25 protein-coding genes and 1 riboswitch are annotated in these 25,789 nt (G+C 65.6%); of the genes, 9 read left to right on the top strand and 16 right to left on the bottom strand.

Annotated elements, in window-relative coordinates:
* Positions 1–30: 30 nt before the first annotated feature.
* Positions 31–1,311, bottom strand: coding sequence for a sensor histidine kinase (locus JHD77_RS21630; protein WP_003094037.1), 1,281 nt, complete (start codon positions 1,309–1,311; stop codon positions 31–33).
* On the bottom strand, positions 1,301–1,984 hold the full coding sequence (locus tag JHD77_RS21625) for a response regulator transcription factor (protein ID WP_003094039.1): 684 nt from the start codon (positions 1,982–1,984) through the stop codon (positions 1,301–1,303). The genes JHD77_RS21630 and JHD77_RS21625 overlap by 11 nt, the downstream gene beginning before the upstream one ends.
* 216 nt (positions 1,985–2,200) lie before the next feature.
* Between JHD77_RS21625 and JHD77_RS21620 the strand changes: the two genes are divergently transcribed.
* Entirely contained in the window at positions 2,201–2,995 is a 795-nt protein-coding gene (locus JHD77_RS21620) for a phosphatase PAP2 family protein (RefSeq protein WP_031755907.1), read from the top strand.
* On the opposite strand, the gene JHD77_RS21615 is transcribed toward JHD77_RS21620, so the two are convergent.
* Both JHD77_RS21615 and crcB read right to left on the bottom strand, forming a co-directional pair.
* Positions 2,938–3,267, bottom strand: coding sequence for a DUF190 domain-containing protein (locus JHD77_RS21615; protein WP_003094048.1), 330 nt, complete (start codon positions 3,265–3,267; stop codon positions 2,938–2,940). The two genes, JHD77_RS21620 and JHD77_RS21615, sit on opposite strands and share 58 nt — an antisense overlap.
* 19 nt (positions 3,268–3,286) lie before the next feature.
* On the bottom strand, positions 3,287–3,670 hold the full coding sequence (gene crcB, locus JHD77_RS21610; protein ID WP_003094051.1) for a fluoride efflux transporter CrcB: 384 nt from the start codon (positions 3,668–3,670) through the stop codon (positions 3,287–3,289).
* Positions 3,671–3,734: 64 nt separating this feature from the next.
* A riboswitch (Fluoride riboswitch) is annotated at positions 3,735–3,797 on the bottom strand.
* Positions 3,798–3,898: 101 nt separating this feature from the next.
* Here crcB and JHD77_RS21605 point away from each other — a divergent pair.
* Positions 3,899–4,585: a ParB-like protein gene (locus JHD77_RS21605; RefSeq protein WP_003102671.1), complete on the top strand. Its 687-nt coding sequence runs from the start codon at positions 3,899–3,901 to the stop codon at positions 4,583–4,585.
* A gap of 55 nt (positions 4,586–4,640) precedes the next feature.
* On the opposite strand, the gene groL is transcribed toward JHD77_RS21605, so the two are convergent.
* The 4 genes from groL to JHD77_RS21585 form a co-directional block, all read right to left on the bottom strand.
* Entirely contained in the window at positions 4,641–6,284 is a 1,644-nt protein-coding gene (gene groL, locus JHD77_RS21600; RefSeq protein WP_003094059.1) for a chaperonin GroEL, read from the bottom strand.
* A 50-nt stretch (positions 6,285–6,334) separates the two neighbouring features.
* A complete protein-coding gene (locus tag JHD77_RS21595) occupies positions 6,335–6,628 on the bottom strand; it encodes a co-chaperone GroES (RefSeq protein WP_003094064.1) in 294 nt (97 codons plus the stop codon).
* A 195-nt stretch (positions 6,629–6,823) separates the two neighbouring features.
* On the bottom strand, positions 6,824–7,291 hold the full coding sequence (locus tag JHD77_RS21590) for an FxsA family protein (protein ID WP_003094066.1): 468 nt from the start codon (positions 7,289–7,291) through the stop codon (positions 6,824–6,826).
* A gap of 68 nt (positions 7,292–7,359) precedes the next feature.
* Positions 7,360–8,094, bottom strand: coding sequence for a HugZ family pyridoxamine 5'-phosphate oxidase (locus JHD77_RS21585; RefSeq protein WP_003112758.1), 735 nt, complete (start codon positions 8,092–8,094; stop codon positions 7,360–7,362).
* A 108-nt stretch (positions 8,095–8,202) separates the two neighbouring features.
* Between JHD77_RS21585 and JHD77_RS21580 the strand changes: the two genes are divergently transcribed.
* Positions 8,203–8,961 (top strand): SDR family oxidoreductase, encoded by a 759-nt coding sequence (locus tag JHD77_RS21580; RefSeq protein WP_003094072.1) that lies wholly within the window; start codon positions 8,203–8,205, stop codon positions 8,959–8,961.
* Positions 8,962–9,019: 58 nt separating this feature from the next.
* On the opposite strand, the gene JHD77_RS21575 is transcribed toward JHD77_RS21580, so the two are convergent.
* Both JHD77_RS21575 and JHD77_RS21570 read right to left on the bottom strand, forming a co-directional pair.
* Positions 9,020–10,027, bottom strand: coding sequence for a DUF481 domain-containing protein (locus JHD77_RS21575; RefSeq protein WP_003120892.1), 1,008 nt, complete (start codon positions 10,025–10,027; stop codon positions 9,020–9,022).
* 114 nt (positions 10,028–10,141) lie between these two features.
* The gene (locus JHD77_RS21570) at positions 10,142–11,143 is read right to left on the bottom strand and encodes a DUF481 domain-containing protein (protein WP_031684946.1); all 1,002 of its coding nucleotides are present in this window, start codon (positions 11,141–11,143) and stop codon (positions 10,142–10,144) included.
* Between JHD77_RS21570 and JHD77_RS21565 the strand changes: the two genes are divergently transcribed.
* Positions 11,142–11,525 carry an MGMT family protein gene (locus JHD77_RS21565; RefSeq protein WP_031755909.1) on the top strand — a complete coding sequence of 128 codons (384 nt, stop codon included), beginning with the start codon at positions 11,142–11,144 and terminating at the stop codon, positions 11,523–11,525. The genes JHD77_RS21570 and JHD77_RS21565 overlap by 2 nt on opposite strands.
* A 42-nt stretch (positions 11,526–11,567) precedes the next feature.
* Entirely contained in the window at positions 11,568–13,352 is a 1,785-nt protein-coding gene (ampG, locus tag JHD77_RS21560) for an MFS transporter AmpG (protein WP_003094076.1), read from the top strand.
* 55 nt (positions 13,353–13,407) lie between these two features.
* Here the strand turns inward: ampG and JHD77_RS21555 are convergent, their stop codons facing one another.
* Complete coding sequence (locus JHD77_RS21555; RefSeq protein ID WP_003094078.1) at positions 13,408–14,244, bottom strand: mechanosensitive ion channel family protein; 837 nt, start codon at positions 14,242–14,244, stop codon at positions 13,408–13,410.
* Positions 14,245–14,476: 232 nt separating this feature from the next.
* The gene (locus JHD77_RS21550) at positions 14,477–14,956 is read right to left on the bottom strand and encodes a YajQ family cyclic di-GMP-binding protein (protein ID WP_003106526.1); all 480 of its coding nucleotides are present in this window, start codon (positions 14,954–14,956) and stop codon (positions 14,477–14,479) included.
* 103 nt (positions 14,957–15,059) lie between these two features.
* On the opposite strand from JHD77_RS21550, the gene JHD77_RS21545 reads away from it, so the two are divergent.
* The 4 genes from JHD77_RS21545 to JHD77_RS21530 are packed head-to-tail and all read left to right on the top strand — an operon-like array spanning position 15,060 to position 19,838.
* A complete protein-coding gene (locus JHD77_RS21545; protein WP_003106524.1) occupies positions 15,060–16,160 on the top strand; it encodes a GGDEF domain-containing response regulator in 1,101 nt (366 codons plus the stop codon).
* A gap of 36 nt (positions 16,161–16,196) precedes the next feature.
* Positions 16,197–17,108, top strand: coding sequence for a putative 2-dehydropantoate 2-reductase (locus tag JHD77_RS21540; RefSeq protein WP_023092847.1), 912 nt, complete (start codon positions 16,197–16,199; stop codon positions 17,106–17,108).
* Positions 17,109–17,158: 50 nt separating this feature from the next.
* Complete coding sequence (locus JHD77_RS21535; protein ID WP_003106517.1) at positions 17,159–19,255, top strand: sensor histidine kinase; 2,097 nt, start codon at positions 17,159–17,161, stop codon at positions 19,253–19,255.
* Positions 19,256–19,259: 4 nt separating this feature from the next.
* A complete protein-coding gene (locus JHD77_RS21530; protein ID WP_003094089.1) occupies positions 19,260–19,838 on the top strand; it encodes a cob(I)yrinic acid a,c-diamide adenosyltransferase in 579 nt (192 codons plus the stop codon).
* 70 nt (positions 19,839–19,908) lie between these two features.
* Here the strand turns inward: JHD77_RS21530 and JHD77_RS21525 are convergent, their stop codons facing one another.
* The 4 genes from JHD77_RS21525 to secA all read right to left on the bottom strand — a co-directional run bounded on the left by JHD77_RS21525 (position 19,909) and on the right by secA (position 25,777).
* Complete coding sequence (locus tag JHD77_RS21525) at positions 19,909–20,856, bottom strand: Nudix family hydrolase (protein WP_003112754.1); 948 nt, start codon at positions 20,854–20,856, stop codon at positions 19,909–19,911.
* A gap of 50 nt (positions 20,857–20,906) precedes the next feature.
* Complete coding sequence (locus tag JHD77_RS21520; protein WP_003116203.1) at positions 20,907–21,542, bottom strand: glutathione S-transferase family protein; 636 nt, start codon at positions 21,540–21,542, stop codon at positions 20,907–20,909.
* A 120-nt stretch (positions 21,543–21,662) separates the two neighbouring features.
* Positions 21,663–22,880, bottom strand: a complete 1,218-nt coding sequence (gene argJ, locus JHD77_RS21515) for a bifunctional glutamate N-acetyltransferase/amino-acid acetyltransferase ArgJ (RefSeq protein WP_003110156.1) — start codon at positions 22,878–22,880, stop codon at positions 21,663–21,665.
* 146 nt (positions 22,881–23,026) lie between these two features.
* Positions 23,027–25,777: a preprotein translocase subunit SecA gene (gene secA, locus JHD77_RS21510; protein WP_003112752.1), complete on the bottom strand. Its 2,751-nt coding sequence runs from the start codon at positions 25,775–25,777 to the stop codon at positions 23,027–23,029.
* Positions 25,778–25,789 lie beyond the last annotated feature (12 nt).

Raw genomic sequence — 25,789 nt, 5'->3', positions numbered from 1 at the left:
AGCTCGGGTCAAGGGGTGGTGAATTTTTCGTCAAGCAACATCGAGTAAAACTTCGAACCGGCAGCCGTGCGGCTCCACCGCGCTGAGGGTTACGCTCCAGCCCTCGGCCGCGCAGATCCGCTTCACCAGCGAGAGCCCGAGGCCAAGGCCTTCGCCGCGCCCGGAGCTGGAACTGCCGCGAACGAAGGGCATGAAAATGCGTTCGCGTTGTTCTTCCGGGACGCCCGCCCCGGTGTCCTCGACGCTGAAACCATGCTCGTCGAGGGTCAGCGTGATGCTCCCGGCATCGGTGTAGTGGGTCGCGTTGCGCAACAGGTTGCCCATCACCGCGCGCAGCAGTGGCGCGTTGAACTGGCCGGCGCAGGCACCTTCGTTGCGGTAGTGCAGGGTCAGTCCTCGCGCTTCGACCTGTTCGCGCCAGACCTGGACCAGGTCGTCGGCGATGCTCTCCAGGCTACCGTGGGGCGCCAGGCTTTCCTCGCCCTTCTGCGCACGCGCCAGCAACAGGAAGGTTTGCACCAGGTCGCGCATCTCCTCGGTGGCCTTGGTCATCCGCTCCAGTTGGCCACGGGCGCGCGGGCCGAGGCTGGGTTCTTCGGCCAGCAGTTCGCATGAGGTGGCGATGACCATCAACGGCGTACGCAACTCATGACTGACGTCGCTGGTGAACAATTGCTCGCGCTTGAGCGCGTCGCGCAGGCGGCCAAGGGTCTCGTCGAAGGAAGCGGCCAGCTCGCCGACCTCGTCGTTGGCGTAGTCCGGCGCCAACGGCGGCGCCAGACCGAGCAACTGTTCGCGATGCCGCACCTGGCGCGCCAGGCGCACCACCGGCTCCATCACCTTGCGCGCGAGCATCCAGCCAAGCAGGCCGGCCAGGGCGATGCTCAGCACGTAGCCGGTCAGCACCGAGGCGTAGAGCACCTGCTCGCGCGCTTCGAAATCGCTCTGGTCCTGCAGCAGGACGAAGCGGCGACCATCGATGTCGCGCACCAGCGCATGGAACGACAAGTCGCCCTCGAACACTTCGTGGAAACCGACATCCAGTTGGTCCAGCGCCGGCGGCATGGCGTAGGAGCCCTGGCCGTCGCTGATGAAGAAGCGCATGCCGGGATCGAGCACCGGGTTGCGTCCCTGGGCCAGGTCGTCGCGCAGGATGCGCTCCAGCTCGCCGCCCAGGTCGCGGGAAATCAGGCGCTCCTCGATGATGTGGACCACGCCGACGATGCCGGCGGAGAACAGTCCCCCCACGGCGACCGTCATCAGCATGAAGGCGATGACGATCCGGCGGGCGAGGCTCTGCTTATACTCCATTCGGCTCCTCCGCCAGGCGGTAGCCGACGCCATGCACCGTATGCAGCAAGGCCACGGAGAATGGCTTGTCGATCACCTGACGGAGTTGATGGACGTGGCTGCGCAGGCTGTCACTGTCCGGGCAGTCGTCGCCCCAGACCGCTTCTTCCAGGGCATCCCGGCGCACCACATGGGGGCTCTTCTGCATCAGCACGGCGAGCAGCTTTAGGCCGATCGGATTGAGCTTGAGCGACTTGCCCGCGCGCTTGACCTCCAGGGTATCCAGGTCATAGCTGAGATCGGCCACGCTCAGCTCGCGGCGGCCGCCACCCTGGGCGCGACGCAGCACCGCCTCGATGCGTGCGGAAAGTTCGGAAAGGGCGAAGGGCTTGACCAGGTAATCGTCGGCTCCGGAACGAAACCCCTGCAGGCGATCGTCCAACTGGTCGCGGGCGGTGAGCATGATCACCGGGGTGTCGCGCCGTGCGTCTTCGCGCAGGCGCCGGCACAGGGCATAGCCGTCGATTCCCGGCAGCATCACGTCGAGCACGATCAGGTCGTAGTGCTCGGTGGCCGCCAGGTGCAGGCCGGACAGCCCGTCCTGCGCGCAATCCACGGTATAGCCCTTGAGCGACAGGTAATCGGCCAGGTTGGCCAGGATGTCGCGGTTGTCTTCGACCACCAGTATTCGCATGTCCCACTCCTTCGCAGGAAGACCGATTGAGCGCCTCTCGCGCATTTACGGATTCTTCACCGGCGATTCACACCGGCTCTACGCTCGCCACCAGAGACTGCATGGCGTCTTCCATGGCCGCCGATCATAGCGGCTTTGCGGATGCGCACGAACCCCGGCGGTGGATTTAACCAGCGTCGAAGTCAAGAGAACGTCAACGCCAGCGTTGGAGATCGCATGACCCAGGCCGCCGTCCATTCCCCTTCCCGTCCATTCAACCCCTGGCTGTTCCTCGCCCTGCCGCTGGGCCTGGCGGCACTGCTGCTGGCCTTCGAGCCGGTGACCCTCGACCTCGCCCTGGCCAACCTGATGTACGACCCGGGCGCCGGCTTCATCGGCCGGCACAGTTGGTTCCTGGAGAACATCCTGCACGACCGGGTCAAGCAACTGGTGATCGCCATCAGCGTCCTCGGCCTGCTGGTCTCCATCGCCGGACTGTTCCACCGGCCATGGCGCGCACTGAGCAGGCCGCTGGCCTATGTGTTCCTCGCCATGAGCCTTGCAGCCAGCATAGTCACTCCGCTCAAGGCGCTCACCGCCGTGCAGTGCCCCTGGAGCCTGGCGCAGTTCGGCGGCGAGGAAACCTATAGTTCGCTGCTCAGCCCACGGCCGCCGACCGAGCACCCCGGACGCTGCTGGCCGGGCGGGCACGCATCGTCCGGATTCGTCCTGTTCGCGCTGTTCTTCGCCCTGCGCGACCGCAAGCCCAGGCTGGCGCGCTACGCCCTGGCCTTCGCCTTCGCCATGGGCTGCCTGCTGTCGCTGTCGCGCATGCTGCAAGGTGCGCACTTCCTCTCGCACAACCTGTGGACGATGCTGTTCGACTGGCTGATCTGCCTCGGCCTGTACCGCCTGATGCTCTACCGACCGGAGAAGCGAGGACAGCGCAACGGCGGCGCCGGCGAAAACCGCGTTCAGGGAGACGGTTCGTCCGCTCCCAGCACGCCGAACTCGATGGGCACCTTCATGTAGAACAGCCGCACGCCGGCCTGGCGGATCGACTCGAACAGCCGTTCTGCCTGCTCGGGATCGACCGCCATGAGGATTTCCTGCGGCTGGTCGGCCAGCTCGAAGAAATGCATCGAATGCAGCCGGCCGCTCTGGCCGAAGCCTTCGCTGGCAGCCAACGCGGTGGCACCGCGCACGCCCAGGCGGCGCGCCTCTTGCAGCAGCCAGTCGCAGATCGGCTGGCCCTGGTGGCAGCGCCCCTGCTGGGTGATGAAGGTCAGTTGATAGCCTTGCATGGTCGGTCCTCCCGCTACGCTATTTGCCCAGCATCCAGTTCATCGAGAACAACCCCAGCAGAGTCATCAGCAACGAGCCGCTGACGTGCGTCGCGATGGCCCCGGCGGCCCAGCCCAGGCGGCCCTCCTGAAGCAGGCTGACGACCTCGGCGGAAAAGGTGGAGAAAGTGGTCAGGCCGCCGCAGAACCCGGTGATGATCAGTAGCCGCCATTCCGGAGCGATGCCCGGCGCCTGGGCGAAATAGGCAATCGCCGCGCCGATGACATAGCCGCCGACCAGGTTGGCCAGCAGCGTGCCGGGGGGAATGCTGGGCAGCAGGCTGTTCAGCTTGAGCCCGAGGAACCAGCGCAGCAACGCCCCCAGGGCGGCGCCGAGGGCGATGGCGAGAATGGATTTCCACATAGTCCTGTCCTTGTAGGAGCGATTCGGACAGGCGGCAGGCGAGCACCTACGCGCCTTTCCAGGTTCATGCGTAGGCATCATCAGCCCCAGGGGCGGTTGAAGGAGGAATGCCATCTCCTGTCGGCAAGATTGGCACAAAGCGAGGCACCTATCAAAGGCCGGAGTACGCCGGATCGCCCGAAGCGTGCCAGTCTAGGGAACCTTTCCCCTTCCTTCGCCGGAGCCCCCATGCGCCCAGTCCTGCTGCTTTGCTGCCTGTTCCTGTCCGCCACCGCCCAGGCCGAGGATTGCTCGCCGCAAACCTCTGTCGGTAGCTGGTGCGAGCTGCCGCTCGCGGCCCTCCACCCGACCCAGCAGAATGTCGGCCTGCTGCAGGTCGAGGATGACCAGGCCAAGCTCGCCGGGAAGAAGCCCAAGGCTCTCGAGCGCTACTTGCGCAAGAAGGAGATTCCGGTGGTGATCGGCCCCGGCGGCCGCTTCTACCTCACCGATCGCCATCACCTGAGTAGCGCGCTCTGGCGCCTGGACCCGAAACAGGGCGTGCCGGTGAAGGTGATCGGCCGGCTACCCCAGGCCAGCGACTTCTGGGAGAAGATGCAGGAAAACCACTGGGTCTGGCTGCACGATGCGCGTGGCGCGGAGATCCCGCCCGAGGCCCTGCCGGACGCTCTCGCCGGGCTTGGCGACGATCCCTACCGCGCCCTGGCCGGCTACGCCGAGGACGAGAACGCCTTCGACAAGGATCGGCAGAGCTATTTCATCGAATTCCACTGGGCGCGCTATTTCGGCGAACGCATGCACTGGCGGCCGATCAGCCGCGCCACTCTGCCCGACGACCTGAAGCAGGCACTGCGCCTGGCCTGCGAACCGGCGGCAAGGGAGCTGCCGGGCTACCGCCAGGACTGCCCGCACTGAGGAATAAAAAAGCCCCGCCGAAGCGGGGCTTTTCCAACCACAGGGGCCGGTCGGCTTACATCATGCCGCCCATGCCGCCCATGCCGCCCATGTCAGGCATGCCGCCCATGGCCGGCTTGTCTTCCACGATCTCGGCAACCATGGCTTCGGTGGTGATCATCAGACCGCCGATGGAGGCCGCAGCCTGCAGAGCGGAACGAGTGACCTTGGCCGGGTCCAGGATGCCCATCTCGATCATGTCGCCGTACACGCCGGTAGCAGCGTTGAAGCCGTAGTTGCCGGAACCCTGCTTGACCTTGTCGACCACTACGCTCGGCTCATCGCCGGCGTTGGCCACGATCTGGCGCAGCGGCGATTCGACGGCGCGACGCAGCAGGGCGATACCGACGTTCTGCTCCTCGTTGTCACCCTTCAGGCCTTCGATGGCTTGCAGGGCACGAACCAGGGCTACGCCGCCGCCGGGAACCACGCCCTCTTCCACCGCTGCACGGGTAGCGTGCAGGGCGTCTTCGACGCGGGCTTTCTTCTCTTTCATCTCGACTTCGGTGGCAGCGCCTACCTTGATCACGGCAACACCGCCGGCCAGCTTGGCCAGGCGCTCTTGCAGCTTCTCGCGGTCGTAGTCGGAAGTGGTTTCCTCGATCTGCTTGCGGATCTGCAGGACGCGGGCTTCGATATCAGCCTGCACACCGGCGCCATCGATGATGGTGGTGTTTTCCTTGTTGATCACGACGCGCTTGGCGTTGCCCAGGTGCTCCAGGGTAGCGCCTTCCAGGCTCAGGCCGACTTCTTCGCTGATCACGGTACCGCCGGTGAGGATGGCGATGTCCTGCAGCATGGCCTTGCGGCGATCGCCGAAGCCCGGAGCCTTGACAGCCGCGACCTTGACGATGCCACGCATGTTGTTCACCACCAGGGTGGCCAGGGCTTCGCCCTCGACGTCCTCGGCGACGATCAGCAGCGGACGGCCGGCCTTGGCGACGGCTTCCAGCACCGGCAGCATTTCGCGGATGTTGGAGATCTTCTTGTCGACCAGCAGCAGCAGCGGGCTATCCAGCTCGGCAGCCATGGTGTCCGGCTTGTTCACGAAGTAGGGGGACAGGTAGCCGCGATCGAACTGCATGCCTTCGACGACGGACAGTTCGTTTTCCAGGCCCGAGCCTTCCTCGACGGTGATCACGCCTTCTTTACCGACTTTTTCCATGGCTTCGGCAATGATCTGGCCGATGGACTCGTCGGAGTTGGCGGAGATGGTGCCTACCTGGGCGATGGCCTTGGTGTCGGCGCAGGGCTTGGCCAGCTCTTTCAGCTGGGCGACGATGGCCACGGTGGCCTTGTCGATGCCACGCTTCAGGTCCATCGGGTTCATGCCGGCGGCAACGGCCTTCAGGCCTTCGTTGACGATGGCCTGGGCCAGGACGGTCGCGGTGGTGGTGCCGTCACCGGCAGCGTCGTTGGCCTTGGAGGCAACGTCTTTCACCAGTTGCGCGCCCATGTTCTCGAACTTGTCTTTCAGCTCGATTTCCTTGGCGACGGAAACGCCGTCCTTGGTGATGGTCGGAGCGCCGAAGGACTTGTCCAGAACCACGTTGCGGCCTTTCGGGCCGAGGGTGGCCTTGACGGCATCGGCCAGCACGTTCACGCCGACCAGCATTTTCTTGCGAGCGGAATCGCCGAACTTAACTTCTTTGGCAGCCATGTTCTCTTTCCTCTAAATCGAATTCGGTGAAAACGGAGTGGTGAGACCGATCAGTCTTCCAGGACGGCGAGGATTTCGGACTCGCCCATCACCAGCAGTTCCTCGCCATCGACCTTGATGGCGTTGCTGCCGGAGTAAGGCCCGAAGACCACCTTGTCGCCCACCTTCACTGCCAGAGCGCGCACTTCGCCGTTGTCCAGTACACGACCGGTACCTACGGCTACCACTTCACCGCGGTTCGGCTTCTCGGCGGCGGAACCCGGCAGCACGATGCCGCCTGCGGTCTTGGTCTCTTCCTCGCTGCGACGGATAACGACGCGATCATGCAGAGGACGAAGCTTCATAGTCGTAACTCTCCCAAACAGTGGTTTCCAACGGCCGGATCGAAGTCCGGCGGGTTTTGTTGAAGCCGGCGTTGCCGGGTTGCGACTCGACGCGCGAGCCGCGTAAGACAGCCTGCCCTTGTGGCAGGGACCTTGCGGTGACCGATACATAAGGTCGCCACAAGCCATTTCAAGGGCATGCAGTGAAATTTTTTTTCAGTTGCGCGAATCGTCGCGGCGCTCGTACTCGCCCTCGATGACGTTCGGCCGCGACGGACCCTGTCCGTAGCGGGCGTTCAGGTCGTCGGCGAAGGCGCGCCGGCGCAGCGCCTGCTGTTCGACGCGGCGGCGCAGGCCGCCGAGCATCAGGCGACGGGTGAAAGGAATCAGGCAGAGGATGCCGAAGATGTCGCTGATGAAACCCGGCAGCATCAGCAGGCCGCCGCCGACGGCGATCAACAGGCCTTCGAGCATTTCCTGCTCCGGCAGTTCGCCACGGGCCAGTCGTTCGCGGGCGCGCCAGGCGGTGGCCACGCCGGCCACGCGCAACAATGCGGCACCGATGAAGGCGCTGGCGACGATCAGGAACAGGGTCCAGCCGACCCCGATGACACTGCCGACCTTGATCAGGACGGCCAGCTCGACCAGCGGGAAGAGCAACAGCAGAAAGAGGAAAGCGCGCATTTCAGAGTCCTTGGCGGGGCCCGTTTGCCCCCGGTACCACCAGTAGTTGGCGCCAGCCGGGGAAGAATTCAACCCTGCTCCGGCTCGACGGTAGGCCAGCGCTCGGCCCTGGCCAATTGCACCAGCGCCTGGCGCACGGCCCCGGGGTTGCCGCAGGCGGCGGGGAACGGCAGCCAGTGCAGGCCCTGGCCGATGCGCAGGTGGAAACCTTCTGTATCAATTCCCGCCAGCTGCGCCGCGGCATGCGCCGGCAGTCCGGCCAGTTCCACATAGTGGGCGATGGCGGCGGCGTGGTCGCTGTTCATGTGCTCGACCATGCCGCGCTCGGCTTCTCCGGCGAACGGATTGGCCAGCGGCACGCGCTCGGCGGCCAGCCAGTGGATCGCGCCGAAACCGCCGATGAAACGCCACTGGACCGGCTGCAGCACCCAGAAGTCGAAATCGTGGACCCGATGGTAGTCGGCGGACTCGGGGAAATAGCGGTAGTAACGCTCGGCCGCCGCGGCGACCTCCTCCTCCGCCAATTGCCGCGCCTCGGCCAGCAGGGTGAGGCGGCCGACAGCCTGGATATCCTCGGCGCCGCGCTCGCCTACCAGCATCGAGCAGCGCGGGTCCGCCTGCAGGTTGTGGGTGTGCTGGGCGATCCGGCTGATCAGGATCAGCGGCCGGCCTTCGGCATCCAGGCAATAGGGAACCACCGAGCCGAAAGGAAAGCCCGGCCATTTCTTCGAGTGGGTGGAAAGGACCGCACGGTATTCCTTGAGCAGCAATTCTCGGGCATTCTTTGCAGCTTCAACGCTCAATTTATGACTCCTTGCATAGAATCCGTCGTAAACGGACGGGCATATCAAAGTACGTTCGCAGGTGCCGGCAAGGTCCGCTTCCAGAAACTGCTCGTGGGGTTCCAAGCAATGCAATTGAAAGACAAGGTCATCATCATCACCGGCGGCTGCCAGGGGCTCGGCCGGGCAATGGGCGAATATCTCGCCGGCAAGGGCGCCAGGCTGGCTCTGGTCGATCTCAACCGCGAACGTCTCGACGAAGCCGTCGCTGCCTGCAAGGCCGCCGGCGGCGACGCTCGCGCCTACGTGTGCAACGTGGCGGACGAGGAACAGGTTACCCACATGGTGGCCCAGGTCGCCAGCGACTTCGGCGCGATCAACGGCCTGGTCAACAACGCCGGCATCCTCCGCGACGGCCTGACCATCAAGGTCAAGGACGGCCAGTTGAGCAAGATGAGCCTGGCCCAATGGCAATCGGTGATCGACGTCAACCTCACCGGTGTGTTCCTCTGCACCCGCGAAGTGGCGGCGAAGATGATCGAGCTGAAGAACGAAGGCGCGATCGTCAACATTTCCTCGATCTCCCGCGCCGGCAACATGGGCCAGGCCAACTACTCGGCAGCCAAGGCCGGGGTGGCCGCGGATACCGTGGTCTGGGCGAAGGAACTGGCGCGCTACGGCATCCGCGTGGCCGGCGTGGCGCCGGGCTTCATCGAGACCGAGATGACCGCCGGGATGAAACCCGAGGCGCTGGAGAAGATGACCGCCGGCATCCCCCTCAAGCGTATGGGCAAGCCGGTGGAGATCGCCCACTCGGTGGCCTACATCTTCGAGAACGACTACTACACCGGCCGCGTTCTCGAACTGGACGGCGGCCTGCGCCTGTAGGCCCCGGCCCCGCAAGGAAAAAGCCCCGCTATCGCGGGGCTTTTTCGTGCAGGCCGGCTTACCAGCCGACCCCGAGGCCGAAGGTATAGCGGCGCTGGTTGACGTTGCCGTCGTTGCCGCTGAACTTGTCCCATTCCGCCTTCATGCTCAGCGAAGCCCAGCTGGTCAGCTTGTAGCGGATCCCCGCCTCGGTCTGCAGCTCGTAGTCCAGGCCGGATTGCAGCGGCTTGCTGACCTCGCCGTTGGTGAACAGCTCGAACTGCTTGGCCAGCAGGTAGCGGTTGTAGTCCCACTTGAAGCTCGACGAATAGAAGTGCTCCTTCTCGCCATCGGCGAACTCGTAGTCGTTGCGGTTGACCAGGGTGGCGATGGAGAACGCGCCCAGCTCGTTGTCCCAGAACTGGTAGCCGGGGCCGGTACCGACGGTACGCTTCTTCGCCAGGTCCTCGATCATGTCGCGCTTGTAGGCGACCTGGCCCTGCCAGAACCAGTGGTCGTCGATGAAGCGGTCCAGCGCGTACTGGCCGGAATAATTGTCGGTGCTGACCTGGCCGTTCTTCTTCTCGCGGTTGTACTCGCCCTGCACGTTGTGGCGCCAGAGTCCGTGGCGGGCGTTGGTCTTGAAATCGATGTCGTAGTCGGACACATCGTTCTCGGCCTGCTTGCGGTCCAGCGAGAAATCGACGTTGCCGTTCCATACCCAGTCCTGGAGGATCGGCTTGGGCGGCATCATCTGCTGGATGCTGGCCAGCTCCACGGTCTTCGGCTCGCCGTTGACCAGGGTCACCTGGCCCGGCCCGGCGGCCTTGATGCCCTTGGAGTGCTCGCCAGTCTCGGCATCCTGCTTGACCAGCAGGTTCTGCTCGCTCTCGAAGGTGGAGATCTTGTCCCACTTGAGCGTGATGTCGCCGCCATAGTCGGTCTTCAGCAGCAGCTTGCCGCCGTCGAACAGGGTGATCTTGCCGGTAAGGCGGTCACCGTTCTTCATCCAGACCGTATCGGCAAGGGCAGAGGTGGAACTTGCAAGGGCAGCGAGGCACAGCAGGATTCTCGACAACATGAGCACAAATCAACTGAGTTGGGTTCGAAGAGGCCGGCATTATCCAAATGCCGGGCGGCAGAGCAAGGACCGGGGCACGGGCGGTAAAGTTCAGCCGGATCGACCGAAAGGTGAGCCGCGTCACCAGCCGACGCCGACCCCGATCAGGTAATGCCGGTCGGACTGGGTGCCCCCCTTGGTGCGCAACTGGTCCAGTTCATAGAGGAACGAAAGACGCGCCCAACTGTTCAGGCGATAGCGCAGGCCGTATTCGCTGTCGAGCAGGTAGTCGATCCGCTCGATGCCGGGAACCAGCACGGTTCCCTTGCTGTACAGCTCCAGCCGGGTGCCGGCGAGCAGCCGCTTGTAGTCCCACTCCAGCGAATAGGAGGTGAAATCCTCGCGCGGCTGATCGCGCCACTCCAGTTGCCAGCGACTGATCTCGGCGACCAGGTCGAAACGCCCGAGTTCGTCGTCCCAGAACTGGTAGCCGGGGCCGGTTCCCAGCGCGCTCTGGCGCTCGAGGTTGTCGATCGCATCGTGCTTCTGCGAATAGCTGCCGCGCCAGAACCAGTGTTCGTCGAAGAAGCGATCGAGGTCGTAGTCCAGCTCCCAGTTGTCCTCGACCTTGCGCCCGTCCTTCTTTTCCCGCTCCACTTCCCCCGCCAGCACGTGGCGCCAGGCACCGTGGCGAAGCCGGGTATCGCCCTTGAGCTTCCATTCGTCCTTGTCGCTGTCGTTGCGCTTGCTATCCAGCTTGACGTCGAGATTGCCCTCCCAGACCAGGTCCTCCACCAGCGGTCGCGGTGGCACCATCTGGCGAATACTGGCCAGCGGGACGGTATGGCTGCCGCCATCGACGATCCGCACCATGCCCTTGCCCGCCGCCTCCAGGGTTCGGCTACGCTGCCCGGATACGCCCTGCTGCTTGATCAGCAGGGGTTTGTCGGAACTGATGGTGTCGATATCCTTCCAATCGATCAGCACCTGGCCGGCATAACGGGTCTTCAGCGCCAGCTTGCCGCCGTCCATCAGCACGATCTCGCCGGACAGGCGGTCGCCGTTGTCCAGCCATACGGTGTCGGCCAGCGCGGGGCCGGCCAGGAGCATCACGACGATTGAACAGAGGGCTCTGAGCGACATGGGCGTTCACAAGGCGGACAGGAAAGGGAAAACCGATGAGCATGCACGGGCCGGCAGCGACCCGGCAAGTGCCCAGGCGCGCCGCGAGGCCCTGTACCTGGTGCTGGCGCAGGTGCCGCCGGGGCAGGTGGTCAGCTACGGGCAACTGGCCGAACTGGCCGGCCTAGGCCGCGCCGCCCGCTGGGTCGGCAGGACGCTCAGCCAATTGCCGGTGGATACCCGCCTGCCCTGGCATCGGGTTCTCGGCGCCGGCGGTCGTATCAGCCTGCCGGCGGACAGTCCCGGCGGTCGCGAACAACGCGCACGCTTGCGCGAGGAAGGCGTTCTCCTGCAAAACGACAGGGTGGACATACGTCGGCATGGCTGGCTTACAGCGAAGTAGAGCGGTTAGAGTGCGCGTTATTTTTTGCGGAACGGTTACCCCATGACTCAGCAATCCTGGCGAGAGGCCCTGGTCGCCTACAAGTCTCCCGCCAGCCTGGCCCTCCTGCTGCTCGGCTTCGCCGCCGGCCTGCCGACCATGCTGGTGTTCAACACCCTGTCGGTGTGGCTGCGCGAAGCCGGCGTGGCGCGGGATACCATCGGTTTCGCCAGTTGGCTGGGGCTGGTGTACGCCTTCAAGTGGGTCTGGTCACCGATGCTCGACCAGTGGCGCCTGCCCTTCGTCGGCCGTCTCGGCCGGCGCCGTTCCTGGCTGGTGTTCTCGCAGGTGCTGATCGCCCTGGGACTGCTCGGCATGGCCCTGTGCAATCCGCAGAGCCACCTGCCCTGGCTGATCGGCCTGGCCCTGCTGGTGGCGTTCGCCTCCGCCACCCAGGACATCGCGATCGACGCCTACCGCCTGGAAATCGCCGAGGATAGCCGCCAGGCCGCCCTCGCTGCCTGCTACATGACCGGCTACCGCGCGGCGATCCTGCTGGCCAGCGCCGGCGCGCTGATTCTCGCCGAATGGTTCGGCTCCACCAGCCTCAACTACAGCCAGTCGGCCTGGGGCCTGACCTATGCGTTGTTCGCCCTGCTGATCCTGCCTGGGCTGGTCACAAGCCTGCTGATCCGCGAGCCGGCGGTGGACGTGCCGATCCACGTCAACCCGTCGCGTTTCGACTTCAACCACCAACTGCTCTCGGTGCTCCTGCTGCTGATCCTGCTGATCTCGCTGCCGGCGATGATCACCGCCCTCCTCGACCGCGCCTGGCCGCGCGCCGGCCTCTACGCGCTGCTCATGGGGATCTGCCTGTCGCCGTGGGGACGCCAGCAGATCCGCCCGGTCCGCGAACTGCTCGCCACCGTGCGCAGGCCGCTGCTGGTGGCGGCGCGCGGCAAGGAAGTGCCGCTGTTCGATTTCGTCCACCAGGCGGTCTCGGTGATGGTGCTGATCATCCTCCTCGTCACCGTCACCGCCATGTGCCGCGCCTACTACTCCGGCGCCTGGCCGCGCGGCACGCTGTTCCTGCTGATCGCCGCGTCCTGCCTGTCGGCACCCGGACGCCTGCTGATGGCCCCGGTGCTGACGCCGATCACCGAGTTCGTCCAGCGCTATCGCTGGCAGGCCCTGCTGCTGCTCGGCCTGATCTCCACCTATCGCCTGTCGGACACGGTGATGGGGGTGATGGCCGGGGTCTTCTACATCGACATGGGCTTCTCCAAGGAAGTCATCGCCAGTGTCAGCAAGGTCTTCGGCGTACTCATGACCCTGATCGGCGCCGCCGCCGGCGGGGTGCTGATCGCCCGCTTCAGCATCCTCTCCATCCTGTTCATCGGCGGTGCCGCTTCGGCTGCCACCAACCTGCTGTTCGCCATGCTCGCCCAGCTCGGCCCGCTGCACGCCGAGGCCCTGCCCAGCCATGACGTGATCAGCCTGGTGATGGCGCTCGAGCCGCACGTGCTGATGCTGGTGATGACCATCACCCTCGACAACTTCAGCGGCGGCCTCGCCGCCTCGGCCTTCGTCGCCTACCTGTCGAGCCTGACCAACCTGAAGTTCTCCGCCACCCAGTACGCCATGCTCAGCTCGACCATGCTCCTGCTGCCGCGCTTCATCGGCGGCTACTCCGGAACCATGGTCGAGAGCCTCGGCTACGAGCACTTCTTCTACGTCACCGCGGTGATGGGCATTCCCACCCTGCTGCTGATCGGCTGGTTGTGGCTGCGCCGCGCGCCGTCCAGCGAGACGCCGGCGCCGGGACACCAGAACGCCGAGCAGCACTGAGGCGAGAATGAAAAAGGCCGGCATTCGCCGGCCTTTTTCGTGGATCGCACGGACCTCAGTCGGCCATCGCGCCCTGCACAACCTTGACCACCCGCTGCGGGAAGGGAATGCCGATACCTTCCTTGCCCAGCGCGTCGCGGGCCTTTTCGTTGAACATGAACATCACGTCCCAGTAGTCGGCGTTCTTCACCCAGACCCGCAGGGACAGGGTAATCGCGCTTTCGCCGAGATTGGAAACCACCGCCACCGGTGCCGGGTCCTTCAGAACCCGCGGATCGTCGGCCATGGCCAGGAGAATGTTCTGCGCATTCTTCAGATCGGCGTCGTAGTCGATGCCGACGTCGAAGATCACCTTGCGCAGCGGCTCGGCGGAGTAGTTGGTCACCGTTCCGTTGGACAGCGCCCCGTTGGGCACGATGATCCGCTTGTTGTCGCCGCTACGCAGCACGGTGTGGAAGATCAGGATCGAATCCACGGTGCCGGCCACGCCCTGTGCCTCGATCCAGTCGCCGACCTTGAACGGGCGGAACAGCAGGATCAGCACGCCGCCGGCGAAGTTAGCCAGGCTGCCCTGCAGGGCCAGGCCGATGGCCAGGCCGGCGGCGCCGATGGCGGCGACGAAGCTGGTGGTCTGGATGCCGATCATGGAAGCCACGCTGACCACCAGCAGGATCTTCAGGACGATGCTCACCAGGCTGCCGACGAAGCCTTGCAGGGTGCGGTCGACGCTGCGCCTGGCGAGCAGGCCGCCGACCCGGCCGGTCAGGGTGTTGATCAGCCACCAGCCGATCGCCAGGGTCAGCAGCGCCAGGGCGACCTTGCCGCTGTACTCCAGCACGATCGGCAGCCAGGACTCGGTCTGCTGCACCAGTCGGTCGTAGTTCAATTCCATGCATTACCTCCATTTCTCGAAAAAACACCCCTCCCTTCCGCAACGGAAACGGGACGGGCTTGCAGATTCCTGCCCGGACGCCGTGGGGCGACGTTTCCGGGCCTGGATACGAATCGGCGCAGCGCGGACGAACCGACGCTGCGCCGACAGGGGCGGACAACGCGGGAGAGGTCGCGGCGGCGCTACTCCCTATTGCGATGCCCGGGATGGCGAGAGGTTCCGAAAAACCTCGTCAATCGCGGAAGTTGGTGAACTGCAACGGCATGCCGAGGGATTCGCCGCGCAGCAGGGCGATGGCCTCCTGCAGATCGTCACGCTTCTTGCCGGTGACGCGCACCTGCTCGCCCTGGATGGCGGCCTGGACCTTGAGCTTGCGCTCCTTGATCAGACCAACGATCTTCTTCGCCAGGTCCTTGTCGATGCCCTCGCGGAAGTTGACGTCCTGCTTGACCACCTTGCCCGACGGGTAGGCATCCTTGATCTCCATGCACTGGCTGTCGACCTTGCGCTTGACCAGGTTGGAACGCAGGATGTCGAGCATCTGCTCGAGCATGAAATCGGCTTCGGCGGTGAGGGTCACCGACTTGTCCTTGGCTTCGAAACTGCATTTGCCTTTCAGGTCGAAACGGCGATCCAGTTCCTTGATGGCGTTGTCCACGGCGTTGGTCAACTCGTGTTTGTCCAGTTCGGACACCACGTCGAACGAAGGCATGTCATCTCTCCAGATGGACGGCGCGACAGGGTTCACAGACGGAACCGCGCCTGGCTTGACGGTAAAAAATGCCCGCCCATTATAACCGAGCCCTCGCGAGCGAATGCCCGCCGGTGTGGCGGAGACCGACGATTTCTTCCCGATGGCGCGCGCGACCGCGGCCGGGACCCGGCCTCCCGCGACGAACCGGGCCCTTGCCGGCAGCGTACCGGCGCCCATCCTCTTCTCGAGTCCGTTCATGCCCAACCCCGATCTCAGCATCCTGGTCGTCGACGACGCCAAGTTTTCCAGCGCCATGATCGGCCGCGCCCTCAGCCAGGCCGGCTACCAGGACATCCGCTTCGCCAGCAGCGCCAGCGAGGCCCTGCAGCAGCTCGAACAACGCCCGGTCAGCGTGCTCCTGGCCGACTGGCTGATGCCGGAGATGGACGGCCTGGAACTGACCGCCCGGGTCCGCCAACTGGACGAAAGCATCAACCACTACACCTACATCGTCCTGCTCACCGGCAAGGAAGGCGAGAACGTCCTCGGCGAGGCCTTCGACCGCGGCGTCGACGACTTCGTCAGCAAGGCCGCGATGAACGAGCAACTGGTGCCGCGCATCTACGCAGCCGACCGCCTGTGCAACACCCTGCAACGGTTGCTGGTGGAAAACCGCCTGCTCACCGAAAACATCGCGCGGATGGAAGAACGCAACCTGGTGGATACCCTCACCGGCCTCGGCAATCCCCGCTACCTGCGACAGAAGCTGGCCGACAGCCTGCGCCAGGTGGAAACCCGCGGTGGAGCGTTGTGCTACCTGCTGGTCGGCATGCCCGAGGCACCGGTCCTGCGCCAGCGGCACGGCGAGGCCTTCCATCGCGAGCTGCTGCTCGGCGTGGCCAGGCGCCTGCAACAGCTGGTCCGGCCGCTGGATGTGCTGGTGCGCCTGGACGAGCAGCATTTCGCCCTGATCACCCTGGTGGAGGACCTGCACGAATGCTCGTCGAGCAGCTTCAAGCGGCTGCACGACGGGCTCAACCTGAAGGCCTTCAAGACCAGCGAAGGCTTCATCAGCCTGAAAGCCGGCATCGCCATGCTCGGCCTCGACAGCGGGGCATTGCCGCTGGGCATCGACGAACTGCTGCAGCGCACCGAGGCCCTGTTGCCCGATGCCTATGCCAGCGGCAGGATCGCAACCTGCCGGCTACCGGCACTGCGCTAGACTTCGCCCTATCGTCAGCCATTCGCAGTAGCCACCATGACCTGGCATATCCTCGGCGCCGGTAGCCTCGGCAGCCTCTGGGCCGCGCGCCTCGGGCGCGCCGGCCTGCCCGTCCGCCTGATCCTGCGCGACCGCCAGCGCCTGCGCCGCTACCAACAGGCCGGCGGACTGAGCCTGGTGGAAGACGGCCAGGCCAGCCTCTACCCGATCGCCGCGGAAACCCCGGACGGCGGGCAACCCATCCAGCGCCTGCTGCTGGCCTGCAAGGCCTACGACGCGGAGGAAGCCGCCTCCAGCGTGGCCCATCGCCTGGCCGGCAACGCCGAACTGCTGTTGCTGCAGAACGGCCTGGGCAGCCAGCAGGCGGTCGCCGCCCGCCTGCCGCGCAGCCGCTGCCTGTTCGCCTCCAGCACCGAAGGCGCGTTCCGCGATGGCGATTTCCGCGTGGTCTTCGCCGGCCGGGGGCACACCTGGCTCGGCGATCCGCGCGACACAAGCGCCCCCGCCTGGCTGACGCAGCTGTCCCAGGCCGGGATCCCGCACAGCTGGAGCGACGACATCCTCGAACGGCTGTGGCGCAAGCTGGCCCTGAACTGCGCGATCAACCCGCTGACCGTCCTCCACGATTGCCGCAACGGCGGCCTGCGGCAGCACCCGGAAGAGATCGCCGCGCTTTGCGACGAACTCGGCCAGTTGCTCCACGCCAGCGGCTACGACGCCGCCGCCAGGAGCCTGCTGGAGGATGTCCGGGCGGTGATCGACGCCACCGCGGCCAACTATTCCTCGATGCATCAGGACGTCACCCGCGGCCGGCGCACGGAAATCGGCTACCTGCTCGGCTACGCCTGCCAGCACGGGCAGCGCCTGGGACTACCGCTGCCGCGCCTGGGAACCTTGCTCGCCCGCCTCCAGGCCCATCTGCGCCAGCGCGGTTTGCCCGACCGCTAAAGCGCGTTACCCTGCCCGCCATTCCTTTTCGCCGCGGACCGCCAGAGCCCATGAACCTGCGCCAGCGCCTCGACAACCTGCCCGTAGGGCAGAAACTGCTCGCCGCCCTGCTGATCCTGCTGGCTACCGTGCTGCTGGTGGCCAACCTGGCGTTCATCAGCGCCGCCTACTGGATTTCCCAGGAGAGCGTCGCCCCCCAGGCGATGCAGACCATCGGCCGGCTGATCGCCAACCCGGCGCTCAGCCAGCCGGCACTCAGTTCGCCGCAGACCGCCGAGGTCCTGCTGCGCCAGCTCAACGATTACCAGCCGTTGCGCGCCGCGGCCCTGTACGACAGCAATGGGCTGATGCTGGCCGACCTGCAACGCGGCGACACCCTCAAGCTGCCGGCCCGCCTGGACCGCCTGGAGCACTGGAGGCGCGGCGAGTACCGCCTCAACGCGCTGATCGAACTGCCCCAGGAAAACGCCCGTCCCGGCTACCTGCTGCTGGTGGCCAGCGGTGAACTGCCGAGCGCGTTCTACACCGGAACCCTCACCGCCAGCCTGGCGATCCTCGGCGTCAGCGTGCTGCTCTGGCTGCTGGTGGCGCAGCAGATACGCCGCCTGATCACCCGGCCGATCCGCGATCTCGAGGAACTGTCGCGGCAGGTCACCCGCGAGGAGAACTACGCCCTCCGCGCCCAGCGCGGCAACGGCGACGAGATCGGCCGCCTGGCCGACGCGTTCAACACCATGCTGACCCGCATCGAGGCCCGCGAGCAGCAGCTCAAGCGCGCCCGCGACGATGCCCAGGAAGCGGTCGAGCAGGCCCAGAGCCTGGCCGAGGAAACCCGCCGCTCGAACCGCAAGCTGGAACTGGAAGTGCAGGTGCGCAGCAAGATCGAGAAGAAGCTCACCGGTTTCCAGCACTACCTCAACAGCATCATCGACTCCATGCCTTCGGCGCTGATCGCGGTGGACGAGCAACTCTACGTCACGCAGTGGAACCAGGAGGCCAGCCAGCTTTCCGGCACCAGCCTGGACGATGCGGTCAACCAGCCGGTGTTCCTCGCCTTTCCCTCGCTCAAGCCGTTCCTTCCGCAGCTCACCCGGGCTGCCGAGAAGCACAGCGTGGAGCGTGTCGAACGGGTCACCTGGGCGCTGATCGACACGCCACGCCACTACGCCCTGACCTTCTACCCGCTGATGGGCGGCACCGGCCGCGGCGCGGTGATCCGCATCGACGACATCACCCAGCGGCTGAGCCTGGAAGAAGTGATGGTGCAATCGGAGAAGATGCTCTCGGTCGGCAGCCTCGCCGCCGGCATGGCCCACGAGATCAACAACCCGCTCGGCGCGATCCTGCACAACGTGCAGAACATCAAGCGGCGCCTGTCCCCGGAGCTGGCGAAGAACGTCGAGCTGGCGGCCGAGGTCGGAGTGCCGCTGGAAGACATCAATCACTACCTCGACGGCCGCGACATCCCGCGCCTGCTGGAAGGCATCCAGCACGCCGGCTCGCGGGCAGCGAAGATCGTCACCCACATGCTCGCCTTCAGCCGCCGCAGCCACCGGCAGATGACCGCTTGCGAACTGCCCGCACTGCTCGAACAGGCGGTGGAAATCGCCGGTAACGACTTCGACCTGGCCGAAGGCTTCGACTTCAAGTCGTTGCAGATCGTCCACGAGTTCGACCCCAACCTCGGCCCGGTGCCGGTGATCGCCAACGAGGTCGAGCAGGTCCTGCTCAACCTGCTGAAGAACGCCGCCCAGGCCATCCACCAGCGCGACGACGAAGAGGAAGGCGAACAGGGTCGGATCGTCCTGCGCACGCGCCTGACGCCGCCCTGGGCGGAAGTCCAGGTGGAAGACAACGGCAGCGGCATGCCCGAACTGGTGCGCAAGCGTATCTTCGAGCCGTTCTTCACCACCAAGGAAGTCGGCCAGGGCACCGGTCTCGGCCTGTCCGTCTCGTATTTCATCATCACCAACAATCACAAGGGCCAGATGGAAGTACGCTCGGAACTGGGCCGCGGCACCTGCTTCAGCATCCGCCTGCCGCTGGAAAGCTCCGAAGCGGTCGCCCCGGCACAAGCCAAGGCCCTGCCGCCCGCTCTGCCGCAACCCGGTAGCAGCCTGCGGCGGGGCGACGAAGAGGAAGGTTGAATCCATGGGCAATCGATTGTCGAAGATCTACACCCGTACCGGCGACCGCGGCGAGACCGGCCTGGCCGGCGGACGCCGGGTGCCCAAGAGCCATCCACGCATCGAGGCGATCGGCGCGGTGGACGAATTGAACAGCCAGTTGGGCCTGCTCCTTGCCGAGCTGCTGGAAGCGCGTGGCGCACATCCAGGCCTGGAGGAGATCGTCCAGGCGCTGGCGCCGGTGCAACACCGCCTGTTCGACCTCGGCGGGGAGCTGGCGATGCCGGAGTATCGGGCCCTGGACGAGACGGAAGTGGCACGCCTGGAAAGCTGCATCGACCGCTGGAACGACGAGCTGGGCCCGCTGAAGAATTTCATCCTCCCCGGCGGTTCCCGCCTGGTCGCCCAGGCCCATGTCTGCCGCAGCCTGGCGCGCAGCGCCGAACGGCGCTGCCAGGCGCTGGACCAGGAGGAAACGCTGGAGGGCGTCGGCCTGCGCTACCTGAACCGGCTCTCCGACCTGCTGTTCGTCGCCGCCCGCGCCATCGCCCGGCGCCAGGGCGTGGCGGAGATTCTCTGGGAAGCAGCGGCAAAACCGGACTGACGGCGAGCGAGGGCTCGGCATCGAGACGAAAAAAAGGAGGCCGAAGCCTCCTTTTTTCTTCATTCCACCGTCAAAGGCCGCCCGGCCAGAACGCACGGATACCCGCCACGCCCTGGGCTCCATGCTCCCAAGCCTGCTCGGCTTGCTGCGGACCGAGGCCACCCAGCAGGTAGACCGGCTGGTTGAAGCCGGCGATCAGTTCGGCGGCCTTGTCCCAACCCAGCGCCGGCTCGCCGGGATGGCTCTCGGTCGGCTGTACCGGCGAAAGGGTGACGAACTCCACTCCCATCGAGGCAGCCAGGGCCAGTTCCTCCGCGTCGTGGCAGGAGGCGGCCAGCAGGCGCCCTTCGGGGAACGGCCGACCGGCGCTGGCGTATTTGCGCAGTTGAGCGGAGGTCAGGTGCCAACCGGCAGCCGGGAAGTCGCCCAGCCACTCCAGCGGGCCTTTCAGCATCAGTTGCGCCTTGCCGGCGCAGAGTCCCTGGATATCGATGGCGAGATCGCGGTATTCGGGACTGAACATGTTCGGCGCGCGCAACTGGATCAGGCGGATGCCCGCCTCCACCGCCTTGCGTACGCCGCTGATCAGCTCGCCCGGCTCCAATCCGTCCGGGGTGATCAGGTAGTGCGCCGGCAGGCGCGCGGCCTGGACGATCGGCGCGTTGGCGGCGGGGAACTCGTAGTCGGCCAGCTCGCGCGGCTCCACCCAGGCCAGCGGTTGGCCCTCGGCGCCGTGGGCTTCGCCGGAAAACCCGTCGACCTCCCAGACATCGAGCAGGACGTGCTTGTCGGCATAGTCGTGCCGGACCTGGATCAGCGGCCGGGCCCGCTCGACACGGATGCCCAGTTCCTCTTCCAGCTCACGGGCCAACGCCGCGCGCACCGGCTCGCCGTCCTCCACCTTGCCCCCGGGAAACTCCCACAGGCCGCCCTGGTGCTTGTCTTCCGGCCGCCGGGCGATCAGCACCCGGCCATCGGAGCCACGAATCACGGCCGCGGCGACATGTACTCGTTTCACGGATCATCTCCTCGCTACTGCCGTCACGCACCGCAAGCGGCGGACGGCCATCAACTACCGGCCTGCTCGCGCAATGCCGCGTCGTACCAGGCGCGGAACGCAGGCCACTGATAAATCGTCTCGACATAGGTCCGGGCGATATCCGGCAACTCCACCGCATAACTGCGGAAACGCGCCGCCACCGGTGCGTAGAACGCATCCGCCAGGCTGGCGTGGCCGAACAGGAACGGACCGTCCTGGCCGAAGCGCCGCCGGCAATCCGCCCAGGCTTCGCAGATACGTTGAATATCCTGTCGTGTCGCCTCGGACAATTCCACCAATGGCTGCTGGCGCCGCAGGTCCATCGGCAGCTCGCCGCGCAACGCGGCGAAACCGCTGTGCATTTCCGCGCAAACCGAACGGGCCAGCGCCCGCGCCGCCTCGCCGCGCGGCCACAGGTGGGCCTCGGGGAAGCGCTCGGCGAGGTACTCGGCGATGGCCAGGGAATCCCAGATGTCGCCATCCTCGCTTTTCAGCAAGGGCACCTTGCCGGTCGGCGAATATTGCAGGATCCGCTCCCGGGTATCGGGCCGCCCCAGCGGGACGAGGATCTCGTCGAACGCCGCCCCGCTCATGCGCAGGGCCAGCCAGCCCCGCAGCGACCAGGACGAGTCATTGCGATTGCCAATCACGATGGTCAGGGCCATGCGCCTCTCCTCTTCGGCCGCCCGACGCGGACGGCCATGCACCAGAGAACTTAAGAGGCGCACGGACCGATGGCAAATTCCCGATTTTCATCCATCGATGAAGGATCGGAATGCCTGGCTTCAGGTGCGGTACTCTGCGTTGATCTTCACGTATTCGTGGGACAGGTCGGTGGTCCAGATGGTCTCGCTGCAGGTGCCGCGTCCCAGTTCGATGCGGATGCCGATCTCGGCCTGGGCCATCACCGCCGCGCCCTGTTCCTCGGTGTAACTGGCCGCCCGGCCGCCACGGCTGGCGATACAGACGTCGCCAAGGAACACGTCGATCTTGCTCACGTCCAGATTGGCCACGCCGGCACGTCCGACCGCGGCGAGAATGCGTCCCCAGTTCGGGTCGGAGGCGAACAGCGCGGTCTTGATCAGCGGCGAGTGGGCCACGGCATAGCCGACATCCAGGCACTCCTGGTGGGTGGCGCCGCCGTTGACCTGAACAGTGACGAACTTGGTCGCGCCCTCGCCGTCGCGAACGATGGCCTGGGCCAGCTCCATGGAAACCTCCAGTACCGCTTGCTTCAACGCGGCGAACAGCGCGCCGCTGGCCTGGGTGACTTCCGGCAGCGCCGCGCGACCGGTGGCGATCAGCATGCAGCAGTCGTTGGTGGAGGTATCGCCGTCGATGGTGATGCGGTTGAAGGACTTGTTGGCGGCGTCGCGCAACAGATCCTGCAACACGCCCTGGGCGACCTTGGCGTCGGTGGCGATATAACCGAGCATGGTCGCCATGTTCGGCTTGATCATCCCGGCGCCCTTGCTGATCCCGGTGACGGTCACGGTCACGCCATCGTGCACGAACTGGCGGCTGGCGCCCTTGGGCAGGGTATCGGTGGTCATGATCCCCGCGGCAGCTTCGGCCCAGCGGTCCTCGGCCAGGTCGGCGAGGGCCGCAGGCAACGCCGCCTCGATCTTGGCCACCGGCAGAGGCTCGCCGATCACCCCGGTGGAATATGGCAGCACCGAAGTCTCGGCGACCCCGGCCAGTTCGGCGAGCTTGGCGCAGGTTTGCGCGGCGGCGGCGAGGCCGGCCTCGCCGGTACCGGCGTTGGCGTTGCCGGTATTGGTCAACAGGTAGCGCACCTCACCGAGGAAACGCTGCTTGGCCAGGGTCACCGGCGCGGCACAGAACGCGTTCAGGGTGAACACCCCGGCCACGCTGGAGCCTTCGGCGCAGCGCATGACCACCACGTCTTTGCGCCCCGGTCGCTTGATGCCGGCGGAAGCGATGCCGAGTTCGAAACCGGGGACCGGGTGCAGGGTGGACAGGGGGCCAAGACCGACAGCCATGGGAACGCGCTCCTTTACCAAACAGTGGACTCGATGCCGTCTGCGACGGCGTGACGGAAAACGCATCGGCGCCGGTCTGGCGCCAATTCGAACAAACGCCGCGAGCGGCAGGACCGGTCGCGGCGTTGGTGAACCAGGCGGGAAGCTTAGTCCAGCTGCCCGTGGCAGTGCTTGTATTTCTTGCCGGAACCGCACGGGCAAGGCTCGTTGCGGCCGATCTTCTGCTCGTTGCGCACAGGCTCGAGCGGCACGACCGGAGCCGGGCCCTCGGGAAGCTCTTCTTCCTCGCCGGCCACGGCCTGCTCCATCGAGGGAGCCTCGGCGTGTTGGAACTGCATGCGCTTGGCCAGTTCCTCCGCCTCGCGACGCAGGCGGGCCTCCTCTTCGGCCGGGTCTTCGCGACGGACCTGGACGTGGGACAGCACGCGGATGGTGTCGCGCTTGATCGAGTCCAGCAGCTCCTGGAACAGGGTGAAGGACTCGCGCTTGTATTCCTGCTTCGGATTCTTCTGCGCGTAGCCACGCAGGTGGATGCCGTGCCGCAGGTGGTCCATGGTCGACAGGTGGTCCTTCCACAGGTCGTCCAGCACCCGCAGCAGCATCTGCTTCTCGAAGGCGCGCAGGGCTTCGGCGCCGGCCAGCTCTTCCTTCTCGTAGTAGGCGGCGACGATCTGCTCGAGGATCTTGCTACGCAGGGTTTCCTCGTACAGCTTGTCGTCTTCGTCCAGCCACTGCTGGATCGGCAGGCGCACGGCGAAGTCGCTGTACAGCGCGGCCTCCAGGCCTTCGATGTCCCACTGCTCGGGCAGCGACTGCGGCGGAATGTGTTGGTTGATGGTGGCGCTGAGGGTTTCCTCGCGGAACTCCTTGATGGTCTCGCCCACGTCCTCTGCCGACAGCAGGGTGTTGCGCATGTGGTAGATCACCTTGCGCTGCTCGTTGGCTACGTCATCGAATTCCAGCAGTTGCTTGCGGATGTCGAAGTTGCGCCCTTCGACCTTGCGCTGGGCCTTCTCGATGGCGTTGGTCACCATGCGGTGCTCGATCGCCTCGCCGGACTGCATGCCCAGCGCCTTCATGAAGTTCTTCACCCGGTCGGAGGCGAAGATCCGCATCAGGTTGTCTTCCAGCGACAGGTAGAAGCGGCTGGAACCCGGGTCGCCCTGACGACCGGCACGGCCGCGCAACTGGTTGTCGATCCGGCGGGACTCGTGGCGCTCGGAGGCGATCACGTGCAGGCCGCCCGCCTCGATCACCTGCTGGTGGCGCTTCTGCCATTCGGCCTTGATCTGGGCGATCTGCTCCTCGGTGGGGTTCTCCAGGGCCGCGACTTCGACTTCCCAGTTGCCGCCGAGGAGGATGTCGGTACCGCGGCCGGCCATGTTGGTGGCGATGGTCACCGAACCGGGCGCGCCAGCCTGGGCGATGATCTCGGCTTCCTTCTCGTGGTACTTGGCGTTGAGCACCTTGTGCTCGATGCCTGCCTCTTGCAACAGCTTGGAAACGTACTCGGAACTCTCGATCGACGCGGTGCCGACCAGGATCGGCCGGCCGAGGGCCTGGCACTGCTTGATGTCGGTGATGATCGCCGCGTACTTCTCTTCCTGGGTCAGGTAGACCAGGTCGTTGAAGTCCTTGCGCGCGATCGGCCGGTGGGTCGGGATCACCACCACGTCGAGACCGTAGATCTGGCGGAACTCGAAGGCCTCGGTATCGGCGGTGCCGGTCATGCCGGCCAGCTTGTTGTACAGGCGGAAATAGTTCTGGAAGGTGGTGGAGGCCAGGGTCTGGCTCTCGGCCTGGATCGGCAGGCCTTCCTTCGCCTCGATGGCCTGGTGCAAGCCCTCGGACAGGCGACGGCCAGGCATGGTGCGGCCGGTGTGCTCGTCGATCAGGAGGATCTGGTCGCCCTGGACGATGTACTCGACGTTGCGGTGGAACAGGGTGTGCGCGCGCAGCGCTGCGTAAACGTGGGTCAGCAGGCTCAGGTTGTGCGCCGAGTAGAGGCTCTCGCCTTCGCCGAGCAGGCCGTTCTGGCTCAGCAGGTCCTCGATGAACTGGTGGCCCTGCTCGTTGAGTTCGACCTGGCGGGTCTTCTCGTCGATGCTGTAGTGGCCTTCCTCGGTCGGCTTGCCCTCGACCTCTTCGACCTGGCGCTTGAGACGCGGGATCAGCTTGTTGATCTTGATGTACAGCTCGGAGCTGTCTTCGGCCTGGCCGGAGATGATCAGCGGGGTACGCGCCTCGTCGATGAGGATCGAGTCCACTTCGTCGACCACGGCGAAGTTCAGCTCGCGCTGGAACTTGTCGTCCAGGCTGAAGGCCATGTTGTCGCGCAGGTAATCGAAGCCGAATTCGTTGTTGGTGCCGTAGGTGATGTCGGCGGCGTAGGCGGCGCGCTTGTCTTCCGGCGGCTGGAAGGGAGTGACCACGCCGACGCTGAGGCCGAGGAACTCGTACAGCGGGCGCATCCAGTTGGCGTCGCGGCGCGCCAGGTAGTCGTTCACCGTGACCACGTGCACGCCCTTGCCGGACAGCGCGTTGAGGTAGACCGGCAGGGTGCCCACCAGGGTCTTGCCCTCGCCGGTACGCATTTCGGCGATCTTGCCGTCGTGCAGGGTCATGCCACCGATCAGCTGGACGTCGAAGTGGCGCATGCCCATCACCCGCTTGCCAGCCTCGCGAACCACGGCGAAGGCTTCGGGCAGCAATTGGTCGAGCGTTTCGCCCTTGGCGTAGCGCTGCTGGAATTCAGCCGTTTTCGCCTTCAACTGCTCGTCGGAGAGCGCCACCATCTGGGGCTCGAGCGCATTGATGGCCTGTACAGCCTTGGCCATGCGCTTTACATCACGCTCGTTCTTGCTTCCAAAGAGTTTCTTCAACAAAGGCGCAAACATATCGACTTGGTC

The sequence above is a fragment of the Pseudomonas sp. P20 genome (genome assembly GCF_016463925.1).
In the GTDB taxonomy this organism is placed as follows: Bacteria; Pseudomonadota; Gammaproteobacteria; order Pseudomonadales; family Pseudomonadaceae; genus Pseudomonas; species Pseudomonas aeruginosa.
The sequence above is the reverse complement of the archived record's forward strand: the minus strand, read 5'-3'. Positions and strand labels throughout refer to the sequence as shown.

Excerpts from the sequence above, each read along its gene's own strand:
- JHD77_RS21630 (WP_003094037.1), bottom strand. The coding sequence starts at position 1,311 with ATGGAGTATAAGCAGAGCCTCGCCCGCCGGATCGTCATCGCCTTCATG.
- JHD77_RS21625 (WP_003094039.1), bottom strand. The coding sequence starts at position 1,984 with ATGCGAATACTGGTGGTCGAAGACAACCGCGACATCCTGGCCAACCTG.
- JHD77_RS21620 (WP_031755907.1), top strand. The coding sequence starts at position 2,201 with ATGACCCAGGCCGCCGTCCATTCCCCTTCCCGTCCATTCAACCCCTGG.
- JHD77_RS21615 (WP_003094048.1), bottom strand. The coding sequence starts at position 3,267 with ATGCAAGGCTATCAACTGACCTTCATCACCCAGCAGGGGCGCTGCCAC.
- crcB (WP_003094051.1), bottom strand. The coding sequence starts at position 3,670 with ATGTGGAAATCCATTCTCGCCATCGCCCTCGGCGCCGCCCTGGGGGCG.
- JHD77_RS21605 (WP_003102671.1), top strand. The coding sequence starts at position 3,899 with ATGCGCCCAGTCCTGCTGCTTTGCTGCCTGTTCCTGTCCGCCACCGCC.
- groL (WP_003094059.1), bottom strand. The coding sequence starts at position 6,284 with ATGGCTGCCAAAGAAGTTAAGTTCGGCGATTCCGCTCGCAAGAAAATG.
- JHD77_RS21595 (WP_003094064.1), bottom strand. The coding sequence starts at position 6,628 with ATGAAGCTTCGTCCTCTGCATGATCGCGTCGTTATCCGTCGCAGCGAG.
- JHD77_RS21590 (WP_003094066.1), bottom strand. The coding sequence starts at position 7,291 with ATGCGCGCTTTCCTCTTTCTGCTGTTGCTCTTCCCGCTGGTCGAGCTG.
- JHD77_RS21580 (WP_003094072.1), top strand. The coding sequence starts at position 8,203 with ATGCAATTGAAAGACAAGGTCATCATCATCACCGGCGGCTGCCAGGGG.
- JHD77_RS21565 (WP_031755909.1), top strand. The coding sequence starts at position 11,142 with ATGGGCGTTCACAAGGCGGACAGGAAAGGGAAAACCGATGAGCATGCA.
- JHD77_RS21570 (WP_031684946.1), bottom strand. The coding sequence starts at position 11,143 with ATGTCGCTCAGAGCCCTCTGTTCAATCGTCGTGATGCTCCTGGCCGGC.
- ampG (WP_003094076.1), top strand. The coding sequence starts at position 11,568 with ATGACTCAGCAATCCTGGCGAGAGGCCCTGGTCGCCTACAAGTCTCCC.
- JHD77_RS21555 (WP_003094078.1), bottom strand. The coding sequence starts at position 14,244 with ATGGAATTGAACTACGACCGACTGGTGCAGCAGACCGAGTCCTGGCTG.
- JHD77_RS21550 (WP_003106526.1), bottom strand. The coding sequence starts at position 14,956 with ATGCCTTCGTTCGACGTGGTGTCCGAACTGGACAAACACGAGTTGACC.
- JHD77_RS21545 (WP_003106524.1), top strand. The coding sequence starts at position 15,060 with ATGCCCGCCGGTGTGGCGGAGACCGACGATTTCTTCCCGATGGCGCGC.
- JHD77_RS21540 (WP_023092847.1), top strand. The coding sequence starts at position 16,197 with ATGACCTGGCATATCCTCGGCGCCGGTAGCCTCGGCAGCCTCTGGGCC.
- JHD77_RS21535 (WP_003106517.1), top strand. The coding sequence starts at position 17,159 with ATGAACCTGCGCCAGCGCCTCGACAACCTGCCCGTAGGGCAGAAACTG.
- JHD77_RS21530 (WP_003094089.1), top strand. The coding sequence starts at position 19,260 with ATGGGCAATCGATTGTCGAAGATCTACACCCGTACCGGCGACCGCGGC.
- JHD77_RS21520 (WP_003116203.1), bottom strand. The coding sequence starts at position 21,542 with ATGGCCCTGACCATCGTGATTGGCAATCGCAATGACTCGTCCTGGTCG.
- argJ (WP_003110156.1), bottom strand. The coding sequence starts at position 22,880 with ATGGCTGTCGGTCTTGGCCCCCTGTCCACCCTGCACCCGGTCCCCGGT.
- secA (WP_003112752.1), bottom strand. The coding sequence starts at position 25,777 with ATGTTTGCGCCTTTGTTGAAGAAACTCTTTGGAAGCAAGAACGAGCGT.